Source organism: Corynebacterium sp. 1103A, assembly GCF_055700955.1.
In genome coordinates this window covers 15696-36932 of the sequence record NZ_JASTTF010000006.1, presented here as the reverse complement: position 1 = coordinate 36932, position 21237 = coordinate 15696, and the positions used below count along the sequence as shown (strand labels likewise).

The following is a 21237-nucleotide window of genomic DNA, read 5'->3' as shown; positions in this document are numbered from 1 at the left end:
CATGTCAGCACCGATCATTTCGCCGTCCATCCTGGCCGCGGATTTCTCGCGGCTCGGCCAGCAGATCGCCGCTATTTCCAACGCGGATTGGATCCACGTGGACATCATGGATGGCCACTTCGTCCCCAACCTGTCCTTTGGCCCGGGTATCACCTCCACGGTCAACGGCCTGACCGGTCAGCACCTGGATGTGCACCTGATGATCGAACACCCCGAGAAGTGGGCGCAGACCTATATCGAGGCCGGCGCCGACTGCGTGATCTTCCATGTCGAGGCCATGGAGAGCACGGCCGCCGTGGTGGAGTTGGCCCGCGATTTGCGCAGCCAGGGGGTAATGGCCGGCATTTCCATCAAGCCGGACACTCCCATCGAACCCTGGCTGGTGATCTTGGAGGATATCGACCTGGTCTTGGTCATGAGCGTCGAGCCCGGCTTCGGGGGCCAGAAGTTCATGCCGGAAATGCTGGACAAGGCCCGTGCGCTCCGCGCGGCTATCGACGAGCGCGGCCTGGTGACCCTCATCGAGATAGACGGCGGCATCGACGCCACGACCATCTCGGAGGCCGCCGCGGCCGGGGTTGATGCCTTCGTGGCCGGCTCCGCCGTCTTCAAACACGCCGACCCAGGCCAGGCCGTCGACGACCTGCGTGCGGCCGCCACCCAAGCCACCGCCACTTAATAAGACAGCCACCTACCGCGTACCCATTCATCTACCACGCACGCAGCCGCCGGGCTGGGCCGCAAAAAGGCGAAGAACACAGACTTTGTGGAAAGGAATCGCATGCCAGAAGGACTCGCAGCGGGCATCGGGCGCGCCATTGAACGAGCAATCGAATTGGGCGCCGGCGTGAGGGGGACCACCAGCCCGAACCCGCCGGTGGGCGCGGTCGTGCTCGGCCCGAACGGCGAGGTTGTGGGCGAGGGAGCCACGCAGCCAGCCGGCAGCGACCACGCGGAGATCGTGGCCCTGCGCGCGGCCGGGGAGGCCGCCGCGTGCAGCACCGTGGTCGTGACCCTGGAACCGTGCAACCACACCGGGCGGACCGGGCCGTGCGCGCAGGCGCTCATCGATGCCCAGGTGGCGCGGGTTATCTACCTGCACGCGGACCCGAGCGGCGCGGCCGGCGGGGCAGAGGCCCTGCGCCAGCATGGCATCGAGGTGGAAAAGCAGGACGTGCCAGTGGCCCTGCGCGCCCGGGACGCCGTGGTCCCGTGGCTGACCGCCGTGCGCCTGGGGCGCCCGCACGTGACCGTGAAATTCGCGCAGACCCTGGACGGCTACACCGCGGCGGCCGACGGCACGAGCCAGTGGATCACGGGCACCGCCGCCCGCGAGTACGCGCACCGGGACCGCGCCCACCGCGACGCGATCGTGGTCGGCACCGGCACGGCACTCGCGGATAACCCCTCACTGACCGCGCGACGGGCCGACGGCAGCCTGTATGAGCACCAGCCGCGACGCGTGGTCATCGGCAAGCGCGACCTGCGCGCCGCGGGCCCGGCTTCGACCAACCTCCGGGAGCTGGGCTATACCCAGTACGGTGACCTCGAAGAAGCCATGGAGGAACTGTACGACGACGGGATCCGCGACGTGCTCGTCGAGGGCGGTGCCGGGCTGGCCAGCGCCTTGTTCCACGGCGGCTACGTGGACGCCATCAACGCCTATATCTCGCCCATGTTGCTGGGCGAGGGGCTTGGCATCCTGGCCCACCCGCTGGCCGACACCCTGGCGGACGCCCCGCGCTTTCATCACCTGGGCACCCGCCAGCTCGGCGTAGACGTCCTGGTGGAATACGTCACCAGCGACGCGGCGTTGGAGAGCATGAAGCTCTAGCACAACCGAATACCTTTAAACCCAACGAAGACGCAGTGAGTGGCGCCGCGAAAAGTGCCAGCCAACGGCGAAGGAGATACGCACCAGAAGTGTTTACCGGCTTGATTGAAGTAACGGGGGCAGTCGAGTCCCTCGAGCAGCTGGGGGATGCCATCCGGCTGTGGGTTCGCGCCCCGCACGTAGTCCAGGACGCGAGCCTGGGGGATTCCATCGCCGTCAACGGCGTGTGCCTGACCGTAGCGGAACTCAACGCGGACCGGACCGGCTTTGCCGCGGACGTGATGCAGGAATCCCTGAACCGCAGCGCGCTGGGGCAGCTGGGTGTTGGCGACCGGGTGAACTTGGAACGGGCCCTGGCGGCCTCCGCGCGGCTGGGCGGGCATATCGTCCAAGGCCACGTCGACGGCACCAGCCGCCTGCTCGAGCGCACACCCTCTAAGCACTGGGAGGTCTTGCGCTTCGAGCTGCCGGAGCAGCTGGCGCGCTACGTCGTGGAGAAGGGCTCCATTGCCATCAACGGAACCTCGCTGACCGTCAGCGCCCGCGGAGAGGACTGGTTCGAGGTCTCCCTTATCCCGGTGACCCTGCGGCATACCACCCACGGCGACCTAGCGCCCGGGGACGTGGTGAACCTGGAGGTCGATATCCTGGCGAAATACGTGGAAAATATGCTGGCCTACCCGAAGGCCGGCGGCTGTTTCGACCCGACTAAGGTTGAGTACTATGAGCGTTGAGGAGCAGCAGACCGCCGCGGGTAGCGTGCGGTTGGATTCGGTGGAGACCGCAATCGGGGAGATCGCGGCCGGCAAGCCCGTCGTCGTGGTCGATAACGAGGATCGGGAAAACGAGGGCGATCTGATCTTCGCTGCCGAGCTGGCCACCCCGGAGCTGGTTGCTTTCATGGTGCGCTATTCCTCCGGCTATATCTGCGCCCCGCTGATGCCGGTCGACTGCGCCCGGCTGAACCTGCCGCCCATGGTCGCGCGCAACGAGGACGTGCGCGGAACCGCCTACACTGTAACCGTCGACGCCGCCACCGGCACCACGGGTATCTCCGCCACCTCCCGCGCCGAGACCATCCGCCGCCTGGCGGATCCGGAATCCACCACGCTTGACTTCACCCGGCCTGGCCACGTGGTGCCTCTGACCGCCCGCCCGGGTGGGGTCTTAGAGCGCGAGGGCCACACGGAGGCCTCAGTGGACCTGGCCCGCCTGGCGGGCCTGCGCCCGGCCGGCGTTTTGTGCGAGATCGTCTCCGAGGAGGAGCCGACGGACATGGCGCGCTCGCCGGAGCTCCGCCGCTTCGCCGACGAGCACGGGCTGGCGATGATCTCCATCGAGCAGCTCATCCAGTGGCGCCGCCGCCACGAGTCCCAGGTCGAACGCGTCGTGGACACCCAGCTGCCCACCGACTACGGCCGCTTTACCGCCATCGGCTATCGCCACGCGGTGGACGGCCAGGAGCACGTGGCCCTCATCGCCGGTGATCCGGAGCAGCTGGTCGGGGCGGAAAACGTCACCGTGCGGGTGCATTCGGAGTGCCTGACCGGGGACGTGCTCTCCTCCCGGCGCTGCGACTGCGGCCAGCAGCTGCACCGCTCGCTGGAAATCATCCAGGAGGCCGGTAGCGGCGTTGTCATCTACCTGCGCGGCCACGAAGGCCGCGGCATCGGCCTGCTGCACAAGCTGCAGGCCTACCAGCTCCAGGACCAAGGGCTGGACACCGTGGACGCGAACCTAGAGCAGGGCCTGCCGGAGGACGCCCGAGAATACTCCGTGGCGGGGCAGATACTACGGGACCTGGGGATTGTCTCCGCCCGCCTGTTGACCAACAACCCGCACAAGGGCGAGGGCCTGGCCGGCTTCGGCGTGGACGTGAGCGCGCACCAGCCGCTCGAGGTCACGCCGAACGCGGACAACATCAAATACTTGCGCACCAAGCGCGACCGGATGGGCCACGACCTGCCGCAGGTCGCCGCCTGGGACGCCGAGCACGGCGTAACCTCCTAGGCAGTACCAGCTGCCGCGCACGGCGCAGCACCACTGCTAAGGCAGCACCACCGACAGCAAAGACCACCGAGCGGAAAGAGGTACCGAAATGAGTAAGGAAGGCTTGTCGGCAATCGACTCGGTCGATGCGCGCGGGATTTCCGTAGCCGTCATCACCGCCACCTGGAACGCGGACATCTGCGACCAGCTGCACGAGCAGGCGCTGGCCGCCGCCGAGCGCAACGGCGCGCGCGCCGAGAGCTTCCGGGTCGTCGGGGCGCTGGAAATCCCCGTGGCCGTGCAGGCCGCCGCGCGGCGTTTCGATGCCGTGGTGGCGCTGGGCTGCGTCATCCGCGGCGGTACCCCGCACTTCGACTACGTCTGTGACTCCGTCACCCAGGGGCTGACCCGGATCGCGCTGGATGAGTCCACGCCGGTGGCCAACGGCATCCTCACCGTCAACGACCACGACCAAGCCGTGGACCGGGCAGGCTTTGCCGGCTCCGCCGAGAACAAGGGATCCGAGGCCATGGTGGCGGCCTTGGACACCGTGCTGAAGCTGCGGGCGATTAACCAAACCGGCAGCGCGGACGTAGAATATGAGGGCGCAGAAAAAGGAGTGGAGTACTGATGACTGACAGCCCTGGCAAGCCGGCGAAGCCACAACTGTCCGAAGAGGAGTTGCTGGCCTATACCCGCATCGACCCCTTCGCCCAGACCAGCAAGAAGCCGTGGGAACTGGAGATCAAATCACCGAACCTGCGCAAGCTGGCGGTTATCGTCGTCATCGTGGTCATGGCTGTCCACATCTTCATGGGCATTACTCTGGACGTCGAGTTCACGGGCGCTACCGTGACCACCATTGACAAGTTCGCCTTCCCGGGCGTGGGCGTGCTGTTGTCCATCCTGTTCTGGCTCATTTTGACTCGGCCCCGCGTGCGGGCCAACGAGGACGGGGTAGAGGTTCGCAACATCGTGGGCACCCGTTTCTACCCGTGGGCGGTCATCTACGGGCTGTCCTTCCCCGAGGGCGCGCGCATGGCGCACCTGGAGCTGCCGGAATTCGAATACGTACCGATGTGGGCCTTGCAGGCCGGTGACAAGTCCACCATCATGGACTCCGTCAACAAGTTCCGCGCCCTGGAAGCCCGCTACATGCCGCAGGATTAGGCGCCGCTGTGGCTGATCCAACTACCTATCGGCCGGCCCCCGGAACCATCCCCACGGAACCGGGGGTCTACAAGTTCCGAGACGACAACCGCCGCGTCGTCTACGTGGGCAAGGCGAAGAACTTGCGGGCTCGGCTGTCCAATTACTTCCAGGACATCACCCAGCTGCACCCGCGCACCCGCCAGATGGTGCTGACCGCCGCCTCGGTGGAATGGACCGTGGTGGCCAGCGAGGTGGAGGCGCTCCAGCTCGAGTACACCTGGATTAAGCGCTTCGATCCGCGGTTCAACGTGATGTACCGCGACGATAAGACCTACCCGATGCTCGCGGTATCGGTGGGTGAGCGTTTCCCGCGCGCTTTCTTCTACCGCGGCCCGCGGCGTAAGGGCGTGCGCTATTTCGGCCCATATTCGCACGCGTGGGCCGTGCGCGAGACCCTCGACCTGCTCACCCGTGTGTTCCCCATGCGTACCTGCACCAAGGGCGTGTTTAACCGGCACGAGGCGCTCGGCCGGCCTTGCCTGCTGGGCTATATCGGCAAGTGCGATGCCCCGTGCATCGGCCGCGTCAGCGAGGACGAGCACCGCGCCACGGTCAAGCGCCTGGTCTCCTTCATGAACGGCAACACCGCTCAGGTCACCCGCCAGCTGACCCAGGAGATGGAGGAGGCCTCCGCCAACCTGGAATTCGAGCGGGCTGCGCGCCTGCGGGACGACCTGGGCGCCATCACCAAGATCATGGAACAGCAATCCGTCGTCTTCGGCGACGGCACGGACGCCGATCTCATCGCCTTCCACACTGACGAGCTCGAGGCCGCGGTGCAGATCTTCCACGTGCGCGACGGTCGCATCCGCGGCCAGCGCGGCTGGGTCGTGGAAAAGGTCGGGGACCAAGCGAGCACCGAGACGGTCGCCGAGGGCGAGGAGGACCCGGCGCTGCCGGAGCTCATCCAGAACTTCCTCATCCAGTTCTATTCCGACGCCGTGGAGCGCGAGAAGCAGGAGGCCGCCGAGGACGCGGCTATTGACCCGGGCGTGCCGCGCCGCGGCGTCGACCAGGAGTCCCACGCGAAGTCGCGCACGGTCAAGGTGGTCCCGCCCGAGATCTTGGTCCAGCACCTGCCGGCCGAGGATGGGGAGGTCAAACAGCTGCTGGAGGAGCTGCGCGGGGCGCGGGTGGACTTGCGCGTGCCGCAGCGCGGAGACAAGCGCGCCCTGATGGAGACGGTCACGCGCAACGCCAAGGACGCCCTGCGCCAGCACAAGCTCAAGCGGGTAGGCGACCTGACGGCGCGTTCCGCCGCGCTGCAAGACATCCAGGAAGCCCTGGGCATGGAGCAGGCGCCCCTGCGCATTGAGTGCACGGACATCTCCCACATTCAGGGTACGGACGTGGTGGCCTCCCTGGTGGTCTTCGAGGACGGCCTGCCGCGCAAATCGGATTACCGCCGTTACCGCATCAAGGAGGCCGCCGGCGACGGCCGCTCCGACGACGTCGGCTCTATCGCGGAGGTCACCCGCCGCCGCTTCAAGCGCCACCACGTGGATAAGCTGGCCAACCCGGACGAGGAGTCGGAGGAGCAGACCTTCTCCGACGAGCAGGTCGTGGAGGAATCCGCGGAGGCCGGGCGCCGCTTCGCCTACCCGCCGCAGCTGTTCATCGTCGACGGCGGCGCGCCCCAGGTGGCCGCGGCTCAGGAGGTCTTCGACGAGCTGGGCATCAACGACGTCGTGCTCGTGGGCCTGGCAAAGCGCCTGGAGGAGATCTGGGTGCCCGGCGACGACGAGCCGGTAATCCTGCCACGCAATTCGCAGGCGCTCTACCTGCTGCAGCAGATCCGCGACGAGGCCCATCGCTTTGCCATTACGTACCACCGGCAACAGCGCTCGGCGCGGATGCGTTCGTCGGTGCTGGATGCCATCCCAGGCCTCGGGCCGCAGCGGCGCAAGGATCTGGTTAAGCATTTTGGCTCGGTCAAAAAGCTCAAACAGGCCTCCGTCGAGGAGATCGCCGAGGTCAAAGGCTTCGGTCCGAAGCTGGCCCAGACCGTCTTCGACGGCCTGCAGGCGCGCTAGGCTTCCGGGCGGGCCGGAAGCGGCGGCGAACCAGATAGAATGGCCCCATGGCACAATTTGTCACCCCTCCCATCCTGCTGACCGGCATGTCCGGCGGCGGGCTCAGTTCGGCGGCCAAGGTCTTAGAAGACAAGGGCTACTTCGTCGCGCACAACCTGCCCCCGGTGCTCATCGTGGAGCTGCTGGAGCTGTGCGCCCAAGATGACTCGCCCGTCGATAAGGTTGCCGTCGTCACCGACGTGCGCAGCCGCATGTTCCCCGGCTCCTTGCTGGAGACCTTCGACCAGTTGCGCGAGCGGGACATGCAGCCCACCGTGCTGTTCATGGATGCCCGGGACGACGTACTGATCCGGCGCTTCGACTCCGTCCGGCGCACCCACCCGCTGCAGGGGGAGGACACCCTCAAGGTAGGCATCCGTCGGGAGCGCGACGCTATTGCGGGCGTGCGCGCCGGCGCCGATATCATCCTAGACACCACGAACCTGTCGGTTCACGATCTGCGCCGCGCGATCGAGGCCTCCTTCGGGCCGCTGGGTAGCCAGAAGCAGCACGTCACCGTCGAGTCCTTCGGCTTCAAGCACGGCTCGCCGCGCGACGCGGACCTTGTCGTCGACGTGCGTTTCCTCCCGAACCCGTACTGGGTCGACGAGCTTCGGCCCTACCGCGGCACGGACGCGCCGGTGGCTGATTACGTGCTCTCCCAACCGAGCGCGGAGGAGTTCATCAACCGCTTTATGTCGATGTTGGATTCTATGCTGGCCGGCTACCACCACGAAGGCAAGAACTTCATTACGGTCGGCGTCGGCTGCACCGGCGGGCACCACCGCTCCGTAGCGGTGGCCGAGGAGATCGCCCACCGCCTTCGCGAGGCGGGCAAGGTGGACGTGAGCGTGCTGCACCGAGATATCGAGCGGGACTAAGCCACCTAGCAACTTAGCCACCCATCCACTGGCGGGCGGCGATGTTGCCAAGTAAGTCCCAGCACAAGCTTTCCAATAACTGAATATTCCCACTACGAAGGCGGGCGACTACCGCCCGCACAGTCGGTGGTTCGCAGCAGGCCGGGCGCCCCGCGCCCCGATACTAGGCAAGGACCTGTGCGACCTTCCGGGCCCTAGCCATTGAGCGCCAAGGATCGACGGAAGCGGTCACCGGCGACGAAACGAAAGAAAGGCGGCAGGGATCTTTTCCGATGTCTAATCCCTTCCACGTAGCCTGCCTGGGCGGCGGGCACGGCTTGTACCAAACCCTGCTCGCAGCGCAGGAGACCGGCGCGGCGAAAGTAACCGCTATCGTGACCGTGGCGGACGACGGCGGCTCCTCCGGACGCCTGCGGCGGGAGCTGGCGATCATCCCGCCGGGAGATCTGCGCATGGCCTTGGCGGCGCTGTCCGACGGCGAGGACGAGGGCCGGTTCTGGGCGACTACGCTCCAGCACCGCTTCGGCGGGCACGGGGCCTTGGCCGGGCACGCCCTGGGCAACCTGCTCATCGCGGGGCTGACGGAGATCCTGGGCGATAGCCAGGCCGCCCTCGACAAGGTCGCAGAGCTGACCGAGTCACACGGCCGGGTCCTACCGGTGGTCAACCAGCCTCTGGAGATCGAGGCGGAGGTCGCCGGCCTCGACGAGGACCCGCGGGTGGTGCGCTCGGTCCGCGGCCAGGTGGCCGTGGCTTCGACGCCGGGGCAGGTCCGCCGCGTGCGGATCATCCCCGAGGACGCCGAGGTCAACGATTTGGTCTTGGAGGCCATCGGCCAGGCCGACCTCATCACGTTGGGGCCGGGCTCGTGGTTTTCCTCCGTGCTGCCGCACGTGGTCATCCCGCGCCTGGTGGAGGCCATCAGCGCCGCCGATGCCCTGCGCGTGGTGGTCCTCAACCTGTCCGCAGAGCCGGGAGAGACCCAGGGCTTTTCGGCGGAGCGCCACCTGCACGTGCTCGCTCAGCACGCCCCGGGCCTGCGTATCGACAAGGTCCTGGTGGAGGAGAAGATACTCACCGCGCCCAGCGAGCGGGAATACCTGCAGCGCGCAGCCCGCGCGCTGGGGGCCACGGTCGAGTACGCGGATCTGTGCCGGTTGGACGAGAATGGCCAGCCCACCAGCGTCCACGACCCGGATAAGCTGTCTGCTGCGCTTTCCCGGATGCATTCCGACTTCCTCGAAGCCGGGCGCTAGAATAGGCATTCTGTTTTAATATTTTTCATCTCCATTTCGATTACCTGACGACAACCGGTGAGCCGCTGCAGGGCCCGGAAGCTGGGTTCGGCAGAATAGAAAGGGCAGGAAGGCATAGAAGATGACTCTTACCGACGCGGTCAAAAAAGAGTTGACGGCGGTGCACGCCACCCGCACTAGCGCGCGGGCAGCAGAGCTGGCGGCCATCTTGCGTTTCGCTGGCGAGCTGACCGTCTCGGGCAGCTCCATGATGTACGAGATACAGCTGCCGGACCAGGACACGGCCGACCGGGTAATTGCGGCCCTGGACGAGCTTTACGGGATCAAGGTGGGCAGCCACGTGGTGGGACCGACCGCCGCCCAGGCCCACAAGCGGGCGCGGATCCATATCCGGATCACCGACGGCACTCCTGACCTGGTTCGCCGCCTGGGGCTTATTACCCGCTCCGGACACCCGGTGGTGGGGCTGCCGCCGCAGGTGATTTCCGGCTCCATCGCCGACAACGAGGCCGCGTGGCGCGGGGCCTTCCTGGCTGCCGGCTCCCTGACCGAGCCGGGCCGGTCCTCTTCGCTCGAGGTCGTCTGCCCCTGCCAGGAGGCCGCGCTGGCCCTGGTGGGCTGCGCCCGGCGCCTGGGCCTGTCCGTCAAGACCAAGGAGACCCGCGGGGCCGACCGCGTGGTGGTGCGCGACGGCGACGCCATCGGCGCGCTGCTGACCCGCATGGGCGCGCAGGTCACCCGCCTGAAGTGGGAGAAGAAGCGCCTGCGCAACGAGGTTCGCATGAGCGGGGAGCGCCTGCAGAACTTCGACGACGCCAACCTGCGGCGTTCGGCGCGCGCGGCCGTGACCGCGGCGGCCCGCGTGGAACGCGCCATGGAGATTTTGGGCGACGACGTGCCGGAGCACCTGGCGGACGCCGGCCAGCTGCGCGTGCAGCACCGCGAGGCCTCCCTGGAGGAGCTCGGCCGCCTGGCGGATCCGCCGATGACCAAGGACGCGGTGGCCGGCCGGATCCGGCGCCTGCTGTCCATGGCGGACAAGCGGGCCGAGGAACTAGGCATCGCGTCGACCAGCGAGGCAGTCACCGAGGATCTTTTCGACGCGGACGGCGCCGGACACGGCGAGGACCAGGCCGGCGGGGAGAGCTAGGGCGGCCGGAACCGACCGGGGGAGTGGTTTAACCCGCCCCGCGCGTGGATTTGTGCCCAGAATCACGTCCCCTATCTTTCCCTCGGCGCTATGCGGGCTCAACCGGGCATCGCCGTCTAAACTGCGGGTATGTACGCTGTTTTGTGGCCATGTCCAGGAATATTAGTCACCGGATGTGAGAATATGTCTGGTTTTGTTGATTTGCTTTCCGTTACCCGTGCGCGCTACCGCGAGCGCCGGTAGTATCGGTCTTGTTGGAAGTTGTCGAGGAGAAGCCAAGCTACCTCACGTAGCCCTCGGTGAGTTCCACCAGACGTAAAACCTTACGTACATCCAATTTTCTAGGAGAACATCAAGTGACTATCCGCGTAGGCATCAACGGCTTCGGGCGCATTGGCCGCAACTTCTTCCGCGCAGTCGTCGAAGGCGAGCACGACCTGGAGATCGTCGCGGTCAACGACCTGACTGACAACCAGACCCTGGCAAACCTGCTGAAGTACGACTCCGTCCTGGGACGCTTCCCGGGCGAAATCACCTACGACGACGAGTCCATCACTGTCGATGGCAAGCGCGTGGTCGTCACCGAGGAGAAGGATCCGAAGGATCTCAACTGGGGCGAGCACGGCGTTGACATCGTCATCGAGTCGACCGGCAAGTTCCGCACCGGCGAGAGCGCTCGCGCGCACATCGAGTCCGGCGCCAAGAAGGTCATCATCTCCGCTCCGGGCAAGGAGGTCGACGCCACCTTCGTCTACGGCGTTAACTCCGAGGACTACGATCCGGCAAACCACAACATCATCTCGGCTGCCTCCTGCACCACCAACTGCCTGGCGCCGATGGCCAAGGTCCTGGACGAGAAGTTCGGTATCGAAAACGGCCTGATGACCACCATCCACGCCTACACCGGCGACCAGCGCCTGCAGGACGCTCCGCACAAGGACCTGCGCCGCGCCCGCGCCGCTGCCGTCAACATGGTTCCGACCTCTACCGGCGCTGCCAAGGCCGTGGCTAAGGTCCTGCCGAACCTGGAGGGCAAGCTGGACGGCTACGCCATGCGCGTGCCGATCATCACCGGCTCCGCCACCGACCTGACCTTCACCGCCTCCCGCGACGTCACCGTCGAGGAAATCAACGCCGCCATCAAGGAAGCCGCCACCGGCGAGTTCGCTGACGTCTTGGCCTACACCGAGGATCCGCTGGTCTCCACCGACATCGTCACCGACGGCCACGGCTGCATCTTCGACTCCGGCATGACCAAGGTCTCCAACGGCAACCTGGTTAAGGTTCTCGGCTGGTACGACAACGAGTGGGGCTACACCGCCCAGCTGCTGCGCCTGACCGACCAGGTGGCAGCAAACCTCTAAGGAACAGTTTCTCAGGAAACAGTTTTCTGTGACACCGACCCAGCGCAGGCCCAGCCCACTTTACGGCGCCGCCCGCGTTGGGTCGGTATTGTTTTAGGTGCATCAAATTTCGCCAAAGGAGTAGGAAAAACTATGGCTTTCAAGACGCTAGACGAACTGCTTTCCGAGGGCGTGGAGTCCCGCCACGTGCTCGTGCGCTCCGACTTCAACGTCCCGCTGGACGACGAAGGAAACATCACGGACCCGGGCCGCATTACCGCTTCGCTGCCGACCATCCGCGCGCTGGTCGACGGCGGCGCCAAGGTCATCCTGACCGCCCACCTGGGCCGCCCGAAGGGCGAGGTCAACCCGAAGTACTCCCTGGCTCCGGTCGCGGAGGCCCTGTCCGAGGCCCTGGGGCAGTACGTCGCCCTGGCCGGTGATGTCTGCGGCGAGGACGCCCACGAGCGTGCCAACGGCCTGAACGACGGCGACGTCGTCCTGCTGGAAAACGTCCGCTTCGACCCGCGCGAGACCTCCAAGGACGAGGCCGAGCGCGAGGCCTTCGCCGCTGAGCTGGCCGCCCTGGCCGCCGACAACGGCGCTTTCGTCTCCGACGGCTTCGGCGTGGTCCACCGCGCCCAGGCCTCCGTCTACGACGTCGCCAAGAAGCTGCCGGCCTACGCCGGCAAGCTGGTCCAGAAGGAGCTGGACGTGCTCTCCACCGTGGCGAAGGAGCCGGAGCACCCCTACGTCGTCGTCCTGGGCGGCGCCAAGGTCTCCGACAAGCTGGGCGTCATCGAGGCCCTGGCCGGCAAGGCCGACAAGATCATCATCGGCGGCGGCATGTGCTACACCCTGCTGGCGGCCAAGGGCTACAACGTGCAGAAGTCCCTGCTCCAGGAGGACCAGATCGACAACTGCCGCGACCTGCTCGAGCGCTTCGGCGACAAGATCGTCCTGCCGGTCGACCTGGTCTCCGCCACCGAGTTCGCCGCCGACGCCGAGCACGAGACCACCTCGGTCTCCGAGATCCCGGAGGGCTGGATGTCCCTGGACATCGGCCCGAAGACCGTCCAGGAATTTGCCTCCGTGCTGGCCGAGTCCAAGACCGTGTTCTGGAACGGCCCGATGGGCGTTTTCGAGATGGAAGCATTCTCCCGCGGCACCGCCGGCGTGGCCCAGGCCATCATCGACGCCACCAAGGCGAACGGGTCCTTCACCGTGGTCGGCGGCGGCGACTCCGCAGCCTCCGTGCGCGCCCTGGGCCTGGACGAGGACGGCTTCAGCCACATCTCCACCGGCGGCGGCGCCTCCCTGGAGTTCCTGGAAGGCAAGGAACTGCCGGGCGTTTCCGTCCTCGAAGCCTAGCTTTCGCACGCCCCGCGTAACCGCGCGGGCAGCCTCCGTTTAAACCCCTAAGAAAGGACCACCACGTCATGGCACGTAAACCGCTTATTGCGGGCAACTGGAAGATGAACCTCGACCACATTGAGGCCATCGGTTCGGTGCAGAAATTCGCCTTCTCCTTGCCGAAGGAATACTACGAGAAGGCGGACGTGGCCTTCCTCGTGCCGTTCACGGATCTGCGCACCATCCAGACCCTAGTCGACGGGGACAACCTGAAGATCACCTACGGCGCGCAGGACGTCTCCCGCCATGAGTCCGGCGCCTTCACCGGCGAGGTCTCCGCCCACATGCTGTCCAAGCTGGGGGCTAGCTGGGCTATCGTCGGCCACTCCGAGCGGCGCCAGTACCACTACGAGACGGACGAGACCGTGGCGCAGAAGGCCGCGGCGGCACTGAGCCAGGGCATTAGCCCGATCGTCTGCGTGGGCGAGCCGCTCGACGTGCGCGAGGCCGGCACCCACGTGGACTTCGTGGTCAACCAGACGCGCAACTCCCTGGCCGGCCTGGACAAGGAGCAGCTGGCCAAGGTCGTCGTGGCCTACGAGCCGGTTTGGGCTATCGGCACCGGCAAGGTTGCCTCCGCCGCCGACGCGCAAGAAGTCTGCGCCGCCATCCGCGGTGTGCTGGGTGAGCTGGCCGGCGAGGAGACCGCGCAGGAGATGCGCATCCTCTACGGCGGCAGCATGAAGGTCGACTCCGCGGCCGAAATGGTCAGCCAGCCGGACGTAGACGGCGGCCTGGTCGGCGGCGCCTCCCTGGTGGGCGAGGACTTCGCCAAGCTGGTGGCCAACGCCGGCAACGCCGTCAACTAATACAGCCACCCGCCCCGGGGCCGCCTCTGCGGTGCCGGGGCTTCGGCGGGGCGCTACTACTGCCTTGGTGGCAGGTGGTGTAGACTAGCCGGAGTACAAAAGCGCTGGAGCGTGCCGCGTGTTGACCGCGCCCGCTGGCCGGCGCCCAGACCTTTCGGCCTCTTCGAGAAGCAAGGAATTTTAATGACCCTGGCATTGCAGATCATCCTGGTTATCGCAGCAGTCTTGATGTCTGTGTTCGTCCTGCTCCACAAGGGCAAAGGCGGCGGACTCTCTAGCCTGTTCGGCGGCGGGGTTCAGTCTAACCTGTCCGGTTCCACCGTCGTGGAAAAGAACTTGGACCGCGTGACCGTCGTGCTGGTCATCATCTGGCTCGGCTGCGTGATCGGTCTGAACCTTATCACCGCCTACAGCTAAACGTGGTCGGCGGGGAGCTTCCGCGCCGCCGCACACGCCGCGCATATAAAAGCACCGCCTAGCTGGTATCCCCAGGTAGGCGGTGCTTTTGTCGGTAGTGACTGGCTTTCCTGGCTACTGCGCGGCGGCGTCGTCGGCCAGGTAGAGGCGGGTGGAGCGCTCGCCCTGGGCGCCGGCGGCCGGCCAGTCGAGGGCGTCGGCTCGGTCGATGACGTGCTGGGCGGCCTCGGCCTTTTCCTGCCCGCTGACCAGCAGCCAGACCTGCTCGGCGCGGCGGATGGCCGGCAGGGTCAGGCTGGCACGCTCGGCTGGGGGCTTGGGAGAGTCGGTCACTGCGACCACCAGGCTTTCCTGCTCCCGCACCGCCGGGGTGTGGGGGAAAAGCGAGTTGATATGGCCCTCACCACCCATGCCCAAAAGGTGGAGGTCGAAACCGCGCGGGGCGTACTCGTTTAGCACCGCGGCGTAATCCGCGGCGGCCTGCTCAAGGTCGGCCTCGCCCAAGCCGTAGCCGTGGATGTGGGAATCCGGGATGTCGATGTGATCGAGCAGGGCGGCGCGGGCCTGGCCCTCGTTGGACTCGGGATCATCGACGGCCACGTTGCGCTCGTCGCCGAAGAAGACGTGCACACGGGACCAGTCCACCTGCAAGGCCGGGAAATCCTCGCCTTGGGCTTGCGCGGCGTCGGCAAGGCGGCGCAGCTGCTCGAGCATCCCGATGCCGGCGCTACCGCCGGTCAGCACCACGCGGGCGACCCCGTCGCCCTGGCGTCCGCCGCCGGGCGCCTGGCAGGCGGCGACCAGATCTATGAAATCGAGTGCGACCTGCTCTGTGAGGGCGGCCTTGTCCGAAACGCGGTGAATATCGACCATCTGCGCGTGCCTTCCTTTCTAGACGTAGCTCACGCGCGGCAGGGCGCGCAGAGCGTTGGCGAAAATCTGATCGGTGTCCAAGTGGCGTAGCTCCTCGGCGAGCACCTCGGCCTGGGAACGCACGCTCAGTGCCACCAGCGAGGTGGGCGAGTTCGGCACGGCCAGCTCGACGCTGCCGTGGTCGACCACCGTCAGGCTGATGTCCCCGGAATCCCGGTGGAAGATGAGCTTGGAGATGGGGAAGTGGTGGTGCAGGCTCGGGTCGTCCGCGGCGCGGCGCACGGCCACGCCCAGGCGGTCGGCCAGCCAGCCGGCGGCCAGATCCACGGCCGGGTGCGACTGGGGCCCGGAGATGGTCACGGAGCCGACTGGCTCGTGCGGCAGGCGGTCCAGGGCGGAAGCCACGATGCCGCGCCACAGAGTGATCATCGCCCAGGACATGTCCGAATCGCCCGGCTGGTAACCGTCGGAGAGCTGCTGGAGCATCTGTGGGGTGGGGCCTTCCGAATGGGCGATATCCGTGATGCGGCGCTGCGCCAGGCCGCCGATGGGGGCTTCGGCCGGCGAGTCCGGGTAGCGCGTCGGCCACCAGGCCACGATCGGGGTATCAGGCAGTAGCAGCGGGGTGACGACGGCCTCAGCCTGGTGAGCGAGCTCGCCGTGCAGGCGCATGATGACGATCTCGGAGGCGCCGGCCTCGCCGCCGACGCGCAGCTCGGCGTCCAGGCTGGTTTCGGCCGCCGGGTCCTCGGAGATGACAACCAGCACGCGGGCCGGATGCTCGTGGGAGGCGTCCCGGATGGAGTCGAGGATGACGTTGATGTCATCGCCCTGGTATGCGGAGACAATCAGGGTCAGCACGCGGCCGGTGGTCAGCGTGTAGTGCTCCTGGGCCTCGACCAGCTTCCTAGAGATGTCGCGCGTGGTGGTATCTGGCAAGGGGATAATCATGGCAAATGTCTCTTTTCGCTCGAACTCTTAAGGACGGCGCCAGGAGTGGCCCCGGCGGCGCAACATTTTGTCGGCGGACTCCGGGCCCCAGGTGCCGGCCGGGTACTCGTCCGGGCGGCCGGCCGCGGCCCAGTAATCGAGGATGGGGTCCAGGATCGCCCAGGACAGCTCGACTTCCTCATTGGTGGGGAAGAGTGAGGACTCGTCCAGCAGCGCGTCGAGGATAAGCCGCTCGTAGGCCTCCGGGGATTCCTCGGTGAAAGCTTCGGCGTAGGCGAAGTCCATGTTCACGTCGCGGACTTCCATCGTGGAGCCCGGCACCTTGGAACCGAAGCGCATGGTCACGCCCTCGTCCGGCTGCACGCGGATCACCACGGCGTTCTGACCCAGCGCATCCGCCTGGCCGTTCTGGAAGGGCTGGTGTGGTGCGTGCTTGAAGACCAAGGCGATCTCGGTCACGCGGCGCCCCAGGCGCTTGCCGGTGCGCAGGTAGAACGGCACGCCGCCCCAGCGGCGGGAGTTAACCTCCAGCGTGCAGGCCGCGTAGGTCTCCGTCGTCGACTCCGGATCGAAGCCTTCCTCCTCGCGCAGGCCCTTGACGTATTCCGAGCCCTGCCACCCGGCGGTGTACTGGCCGCGGGCGGTGGTCTTGTTCAGCGGGTGCACCGGGGTCGTGGCGCGCAGCACCTTGGTCTTCTCCGCCTGCAGGGCCTCCGGCTCGAAGGAGGAGGGCTCCTCCATGGCCACTAGCGCCAGCAGCTGCAGCAGGTGGTTCTGGATGACGTCGCGGGCGGCGCCGATGCCGTCGTAGTAGCCGGCGCGGCCGCCCAGCCCGATGTCCTCGGCCATGGTGATCTGCACGTGGTCGATGTAGTGGGCGTTCCACATTGGCTCAAAGATCTGGTTGGCAAAGCGCAGCGCCATAATGTTCTGGACCGTTTCCTTGCCCAGGTAGTGGTCGATGCGGAAGACGGATTGCTCCGGGAAGACCGCGTTGACGACCTCGTTGAGCTCCCGGGCCGACTTTTGGTCGTGGCCGAAGGGCTTTTCGATGATGACGCGGCGCCACGTGTTGTCCGAGCTGTTGGCCATGCCGACGCGCTCGAGCTGGTGGCAGATGCTGGAGAAAAATTCCGGCGGGACGGACAGGTAATAGGCCCAATTGCCGCCGGTGCCGCGCGCGGTGTCCAGCTGGCTCAGGCGGGCCGAGAGCTTGTCGAAGCCGGCGTCGTCGAAGCCGCCGGTGACGAACTCTACGCCCTGGGCCAGGTGCTGCCTAACGTGTTCGCGGAACTCGGTGCGAGCTCCGGCCTGGACGGCGTCCAGGACGTAGTTGGCGAACTTTTGCTTGTCCCAATCGCGGCGGCCGTAGCCGACCAGGGTGAACCCGGCCGGCAGCAGGCCGCGGTTGGCCAGGTCGTAGATGGCCGGCAGGAGCTTTTTCCGTGCCAGATCGCCGGTAACGCCGAAGATGACCATGCCGGAGGGGCCAGCAATGCGGGGTAGGCGTTTGTCTCTTTCATCCCTTAACGGGTTGTCCCAGGAGCTGGGGTCTGACACGGGAAATCCTTTCGCCGGAGATTAAGAAGACAATATTTATTTTAACGTTGCGGTTACCCATTGTAGCGAGGAGCGCACCGCCGGTTAACTTCGGCGGTGCGCTGCGAATCGCGGCCCTAGGCAGGGATACCCTGCCCACCTTCGGGCGAGCGAAGGGCGGGTACTAGAGCTTCGCGGACATGGTCTCCAGCAGCTCGTTCCAGGAGGCCACGAACTTGTCGACGCCCTCCTGCTCGAGCTGCTCGTAGACCTCCTCGAGGGAGACCAGCTGCCCCGCGCGCCCGCAGGTGCTGTTGGCGGTCTCCAGCATGCCGGTCAGGGCGTCACCCAGGCGCACGTCCGCGTCCAGGAATGCGTCCAGGGTAGCCTCCGGCATGGTGTTGACGGTCTCCGGGCCGGCCAGCTCGGTCACGTACAGGGTGGCCGGGTACTCCGGGTTCTTCACGCCGGTAGAAGCCCACAGCGGGCGCTGGAAATTCGCGCCGGCCGGCAGCGGATCTGGGGCGGGCAGGCGCTCCGGGTGGAGGAAGGCGGACTCGAAGAAGCCGTAGCAGAGCTTGGCCTCAGCCAGGCCGACCTGGCCGCGCAGCTCCAGTGCTTCGGGGGTGCCGATTTCCTCCAGGCGCTTGTCGACCTCGGTGTCGATGCGGGAGATGAAAATCGAGGCGACCGAGAAAATCTTGGTTACGTCCAGGCCGGCGGCCTCCGCGCGGCGGATGCCCTCCTTGTAGCGGTCGACGACCTTGACGTAACGCTTCAGGGAGAAAATCAGGGTCACGTTGACGCAGATTCCCTCCGCCAACGCGTCCTCGATGGCCTGCAGTGAGCCGTCGGTCGCCGGGATCTTAATCATCGCGTTGGGACGATCGACCTTCTTCCACAGGTCGCGGGCCTGGTTCAAGGTAGCCTCGGCGTCGTCAGAGATGCGGGGGTCGACCTCGATGGACACGCGGCCGTCCTCGCCGTTGCTATCGATGAAGACGTCGTGAAGCTCGTCGCAGGCGGAGCGCACGTCATCTATGGCCAGGCTGTAGACGGCCTCGTCTACCGCCGCGCCCTGCTCCTTGAGCTTGGCAATGTCGGCATCGTAAGCCGTGCCCTGGGACATGGCTTTGGCGAAGATGGTCGGGTTGGTAGTGACCCCTACCACGCTCTTGGTGTCGATGAGTTCGCGGAGGTTGCCGGACTGCAGACGCTGGCGGGACAGGTCGTCCAGCCACGTCGAGGTGCCCATCTGGGCGAGCTTGTCAACGTTGTTCATGTGCGCTCTCCTTAAGGAAATGCTCGGATTAGGTAGTTCGAACGGGCTGGGCAACAACTAGCCGCGGGCGGCGGCCAGGGATTCCTGGGCGGCCTCTACGATGGCCTGGGCGGTGAAGCCGAACTTCTCGAAGAGCTCTTCCGCCGGGGCCGAGGCGCCGTAGTGCTCGAGGGAGATGTTGCGGCCAAAGGTGCCGGTGTACTTGTGCCACGGCTGGGCCACCGCGGCCTCCACAGACACGCGGGCCCGGACCTTGGCCGGCAGCACCTGCTCGCGGTAGTCGGCGTCCTGCTCCTCGAACCACTCGAGGCACGGCGCGGAGACCACGCGGGTGGGTACGGACTGCTCCTCGAGGACCTTGGCAGCCTCGACGGCGTACTGGACCTCGGAGCCGGTGGCGATCAGGATGACCTTGGGCTCCCCGCCGGTCGCCTCGACCAGGGTGTAGGCGCCGCGGCGCACGCCCTCGGCGGCCTTGTCGGCGGTGCCGTCCAGGATGGGCAGGTTCTGGCGGGTCAGCGACAGGCCCTTCGGGGCGGCCGGGCGCTCCAGGGCGGCGGCCCATGCCTGGGCGGTCTCGTTCGCGTCCGCTGGGCGGATCACCGCCAGGTTGGGCACCGCGCGCAGGGCCGCCAGGGTCTCGACCGGCTGGTGGGTCGGGCCGTCTTCGCCCAGACCGATGGAGTCGTGGGTCCAGACGTAGTAGGTGTCCGTGGACATCAGGGCGCCCAGGCGGATGGCCGGGAACTGGTACTCGGAGAAGATCAGGAAGGTGCCGCCGTAGACACGGGTGTTGCCGTGCAGGGCGATCCCGTTCATGATCGCCGCCATCGCGTGCTCGCGGATGCCGAAGTGCAGGTTGCGGCCGTAGGGCTGGGCGGACCACGCGTCGGTGGTGATAGCAGTCGGGCCGAAGGAATCCGCGCCCTTGATCACGGTGTTGTTGGAACCGGCCAGGTCGGCCGACCCGCCCCACATCTCCGGCAGGGCAGCGGCCAGCGCCTGGATGGTCGCCTCCGAGGCCTTGCGGGTAGCCAGCGGCTTGTCCTCGGTGGACCAGGTCGGCAGCTCGGCCCCGAAGTCCTCCGGCAGCTGGCGGGCCTGCATCCGGTCGAAGAGCTGCTTGGCCTCGGGGTTCTTCTCGGCCCAGGCGTCGAAGCGCTCCTGCCAGGCAGCGTGGGCCTGCGCGCCGCGCTCGACCAGGCTGCGGGTGTGCTCGAGCACGTCGGCGTCGATGTGGAAGCTCTCCTGCGGATCGAAACCCAGGATCTCCTTGGTGGCGGCGACCTCGTCGTCGCCCAGCGCGGCGCCGTGGGCGCCACCGGTGTTCATCTTGTTCGGCGCCGGGTAGCCGATGACGGTTTTGACGCGGATGAAGGAGGGCTTGTCGGTGACCTTCTGGGCCTCGCGCGCCGCCTTTTCGATGGCCACGACGTCCTCGCCGGATTCGACGGTTTGGACGTGCCAGCCGTAGGCCTCGTAGCGGGCCACGACGTCCTCGTTGAAGGCGATGTTGGTGTCGTCCTCAATGGAGATACGGTTGTCGTCCCAGAAGACGATCAGGTTGCCCAGCTGCTGCGTGCCCGCCAGGGAGGAGGCCTCGGCGGTCACGCCCTCCTGCAGGTCGCCGTCGGAAGCGATGACGTAGACGAAGTGATCGAAGGGGGACTCGCCGGCCGGTGTTTCCGGGTCGAAGAGCCCGCGTTCCTTGCGGGCGGCCATGGCCATGCCCACTGAGGAAGCCAGGCCCTGGCCCAGCGGGCCGGTGGTGATTTCGACGCCGTCGGTGTGGTGGACCTCCGGATGACCCGGGGTGCGCGAGCCCCAGGTGCGCAGGGCCTTCAGGTCGTCCATCTCCAGGCCGAAACCGCCCAGGAAGAGCTGGATGTACTGGGTAAGGGACGAGTGGCCCACGGACAAAACGAAGCGATCGCGACCGGCCCAGTCCTTATCCTGCGGGTCGTGGCGTAGGATCCGCTGGTACAGCGTGTAAGCCAGCGGCGCCAGTGACATCGCGGTACCCGGGTGCCCGGAACCGCAGTTCTGTACGGCGTCGGCGGCCAGCACGCGGATGGTGTCGACCGCGCGGGTGTCACGGTCGCTCCAATCCTCGGGGTAACGGCGCTCGGTCATGGCCTGCAGCTCAGGCGACAAGGTAATTTCCGACACGGTAAATGGTCCTTACTAGCTCGGTGTCTTAAGTGCTTAGAAAACTC

The 21237-nt window shown here is 66.6% G+C and carries 19 protein-coding genes; 14 read left to right on the top strand and 5 right to left on the bottom strand.

Annotated features, from left to right (window positions below; all coding sequences use genetic code 11):
- The first annotated feature begins 1 nt into the window (after position 1).
- From rpe to secG, 14 genes are all read left to right on the top strand, one after another.
- Positions 2-679, top strand: coding sequence for a ribulose-phosphate 3-epimerase (gene rpe, locus QQS52_RS05935; protein ID WP_472773011.1), 678 nt, complete (start codon positions 2-4; stop codon positions 677-679).
- Positions 680-781: 102 nt separating this feature from the next.
- The gene (gene ribD / locus QQS52_RS05930; RefSeq protein ID WP_472773010.1) at positions 782-1834 is read left to right on the top strand and encodes a bifunctional diaminohydroxyphosphoribosylaminopyrimidine deaminase/5-amino-6-(5-phosphoribosylamino)uracil reductase RibD; all 1053 of its coding nucleotides are present in this window, start codon (positions 782-784) and stop codon (positions 1832-1834) included.
- An 89-nt stretch (positions 1835-1923) separates the two neighbouring features.
- Complete coding sequence (locus QQS52_RS05925; RefSeq protein ID WP_472773009.1) at positions 1924-2568, top strand: riboflavin synthase; 645 nt, start codon at positions 1924-1926, stop codon at positions 2566-2568.
- Positions 2558-3844 carry a bifunctional 3,4-dihydroxy-2-butanone-4-phosphate synthase/GTP cyclohydrolase II gene (locus QQS52_RS05920; RefSeq protein ID WP_472773008.1) on the top strand — a complete coding sequence of 429 codons (1287 nt, stop codon included), beginning with the start codon at positions 2558-2560 and terminating at the stop codon, positions 3842-3844. Before QQS52_RS05925 ends, QQS52_RS05920 begins: the two co-directional genes overlap by 11 nt.
- An 88-nt stretch (positions 3845-3932) precedes the next feature.
- A complete protein-coding gene (gene ribH, locus QQS52_RS05915; RefSeq protein ID WP_472773007.1) occupies positions 3933-4454 on the top strand; it encodes a 6,7-dimethyl-8-ribityllumazine synthase in 522 nt (173 codons plus the stop codon).
- Positions 4454-4993 (top strand): PH domain-containing protein, encoded by a 540-nt coding sequence (locus QQS52_RS05910; protein WP_472773006.1) that lies wholly within the window; start codon positions 4454-4456, stop codon positions 4991-4993. The genes ribH and QQS52_RS05910 overlap by 1 nt, the downstream gene beginning before the upstream one ends.
- Before the next feature lie 8 nt (positions 4994-5001).
- Positions 5002-7068 (top strand): excinuclease ABC subunit UvrC, encoded by a 2067-nt coding sequence (gene uvrC, locus QQS52_RS05905; RefSeq protein WP_472773005.1) that lies wholly within the window; start codon positions 5002-5004, stop codon positions 7066-7068.
- Between the two features lie 47 nt (positions 7069-7115).
- Positions 7116-7988: an RNase adapter RapZ gene (gene rapZ, locus QQS52_RS05900; RefSeq protein WP_472773004.1), complete on the top strand. Its 873-nt coding sequence runs from the start codon at positions 7116-7118 to the stop codon at positions 7986-7988.
- A gap of 272 nt (positions 7989-8260) precedes the next feature.
- Positions 8261-9244 carry a gluconeogenesis factor YvcK family protein gene (locus QQS52_RS05895; RefSeq protein ID WP_472773003.1) on the top strand — a complete coding sequence of 328 codons (984 nt, stop codon included), beginning with the start codon at positions 8261-8263 and terminating at the stop codon, positions 9242-9244.
- Positions 9245-9365: 121 nt separating this feature from the next.
- On the top strand, positions 9366-10394 hold the full coding sequence (gene whiA, locus QQS52_RS05890; RefSeq protein WP_472773002.1) for a DNA-binding protein WhiA: 1029 nt from the start codon (positions 9366-9368) through the stop codon (positions 10392-10394).
- 356 nt (positions 10395-10750) lie between these two features.
- The gene (gene gap / locus QQS52_RS05885; RefSeq protein ID WP_472773001.1) at positions 10751-11758 is read left to right on the top strand and encodes a type I glyceraldehyde-3-phosphate dehydrogenase; all 1008 of its coding nucleotides are present in this window, start codon (positions 10751-10753) and stop codon (positions 11756-11758) included.
- A gap of 132 nt (positions 11759-11890) precedes the next feature.
- Positions 11891-13108 carry a phosphoglycerate kinase gene (locus tag QQS52_RS05880; RefSeq protein WP_472773000.1) on the top strand — a complete coding sequence of 406 codons (1218 nt, stop codon included), beginning with the start codon at positions 11891-11893 and terminating at the stop codon, positions 13106-13108.
- A 68-nt stretch (positions 13109-13176) separates the two neighbouring features.
- On the top strand, positions 13177-13959 hold the full coding sequence (gene tpiA / locus QQS52_RS05875; RefSeq protein WP_472772999.1) for a triose-phosphate isomerase: 783 nt from the start codon (positions 13177-13179) through the stop codon (positions 13957-13959).
- Between the two features lie 183 nt (positions 13960-14142).
- Positions 14143-14376, top strand: coding sequence for a preprotein translocase subunit SecG (gene secG, locus QQS52_RS05870; protein WP_070768004.1), 234 nt, complete (start codon positions 14143-14145; stop codon positions 14374-14376).
- Positions 14377-14490: 114 nt separating this feature from the next.
- Here secG and pgl read toward each other — a convergent pair whose 3' ends face one another.
- The 5 genes from pgl to tkt form a co-directional block, all read right to left on the bottom strand.
- On the bottom strand, positions 14491-15249 hold the full coding sequence (gene pgl, locus QQS52_RS05865; protein WP_472772998.1) for a 6-phosphogluconolactonase: 759 nt from the start codon (positions 15247-15249) through the stop codon (positions 14491-14493).
- An 18-nt stretch (positions 15250-15267) separates the two neighbouring features.
- On the bottom strand, positions 15268-16200 hold the full coding sequence (locus tag QQS52_RS05860) for a glucose-6-phosphate dehydrogenase assembly protein OpcA (protein ID WP_472772997.1): 933 nt from the start codon (positions 16198-16200) through the stop codon (positions 15268-15270).
- 27 nt (positions 16201-16227) lie between these two features.
- Positions 16228-17679, bottom strand: a complete 1452-nt coding sequence (gene zwf, locus QQS52_RS05855; protein WP_472773086.1) for a glucose-6-phosphate dehydrogenase — start codon at positions 17677-17679, stop codon at positions 16228-16230.
- 244 nt (positions 17680-17923) lie between these two features.
- Complete coding sequence (gene tal / locus QQS52_RS05850; RefSeq protein ID WP_472772996.1) at positions 17924-19021, bottom strand: transaldolase; 1098 nt, start codon at positions 19019-19021, stop codon at positions 17924-17926.
- Between the two features lie 57 nt (positions 19022-19078).
- Positions 19079-21154: a transketolase gene (gene tkt / locus QQS52_RS05845; protein ID WP_472773085.1), complete on the bottom strand. Its 2076-nt coding sequence runs from the start codon at positions 21152-21154 to the stop codon at positions 19079-19081.
- Positions 21155-21237: the final 83 nt, after the last annotated feature.

Excerpts from the sequence above, each read along its gene's own strand:
- tal (WP_472772996.1), bottom strand. The coding sequence starts at position 19,021 with ATGAACAACGTTGACAAGCTCGCCCAGATGGGCACCTCGACGTGGCTG.
- secG (WP_070768004.1), top strand. The coding sequence starts at position 14,143 with ATGACCCTGGCATTGCAGATCATCCTGGTTATCGCAGCAGTCTTGATG.
- QQS52_RS05860 (WP_472772997.1), bottom strand. The coding sequence starts at position 16,200 with ATGATTATCCCCTTGCCAGATACCACCACGCGCGACATCTCTAGGAAG.
- pgl (WP_472772998.1), bottom strand. The coding sequence starts at position 15,249 with ATGGTCGATATTCACCGCGTTTCGGACAAGGCCGCCCTCACAGAGCAG.
- QQS52_RS05880 (WP_472773000.1), top strand. The coding sequence starts at position 11,891 with ATGGCTTTCAAGACGCTAGACGAACTGCTTTCCGAGGGCGTGGAGTCC.
- QQS52_RS05920 (WP_472773008.1), top strand. The coding sequence starts at position 2,558 with ATGAGCGTTGAGGAGCAGCAGACCGCCGCGGGTAGCGTGCGGTTGGAT.
- ribD (WP_472773010.1), top strand. The coding sequence starts at position 782 with ATGCCAGAAGGACTCGCAGCGGGCATCGGGCGCGCCATTGAACGAGCA.
- whiA (WP_472773002.1), top strand. The coding sequence starts at position 9,366 with ATGACTCTTACCGACGCGGTCAAAAAAGAGTTGACGGCGGTGCACGCC.
- rpe (WP_472773011.1), top strand. The coding sequence starts at position 2 with ATGTCAGCACCGATCATTTCGCCGTCCATCCTGGCCGCGGATTTCTCG.
- QQS52_RS05910 (WP_472773006.1), top strand. The coding sequence starts at position 4,454 with ATGACTGACAGCCCTGGCAAGCCGGCGAAGCCACAACTGTCCGAAGAG.
- zwf (WP_472773086.1), bottom strand. The coding sequence starts at position 17,679 with ATGGTCATCTTCGGCGTTACCGGCGATCTGGCACGGAAAAAGCTCCTG.
- ribH (WP_472773007.1), top strand. The coding sequence starts at position 3,933 with ATGAGTAAGGAAGGCTTGTCGGCAATCGACTCGGTCGATGCGCGCGGG.
- tpiA (WP_472772999.1), top strand. The coding sequence starts at position 13,177 with ATGGCACGTAAACCGCTTATTGCGGGCAACTGGAAGATGAACCTCGAC.
- rapZ (WP_472773004.1), top strand. The coding sequence starts at position 7,116 with ATGGCACAATTTGTCACCCCTCCCATCCTGCTGACCGGCATGTCCGGC.
- QQS52_RS05895 (WP_472773003.1), top strand. The coding sequence starts at position 8,261 with ATGTCTAATCCCTTCCACGTAGCCTGCCTGGGCGGCGGGCACGGCTTG.
- tkt (WP_472773085.1), bottom strand. The coding sequence starts at position 21,154 with ATGACCGAGCGCCGTTACCCCGAGGATTGGAGCGACCGTGACACCCGC.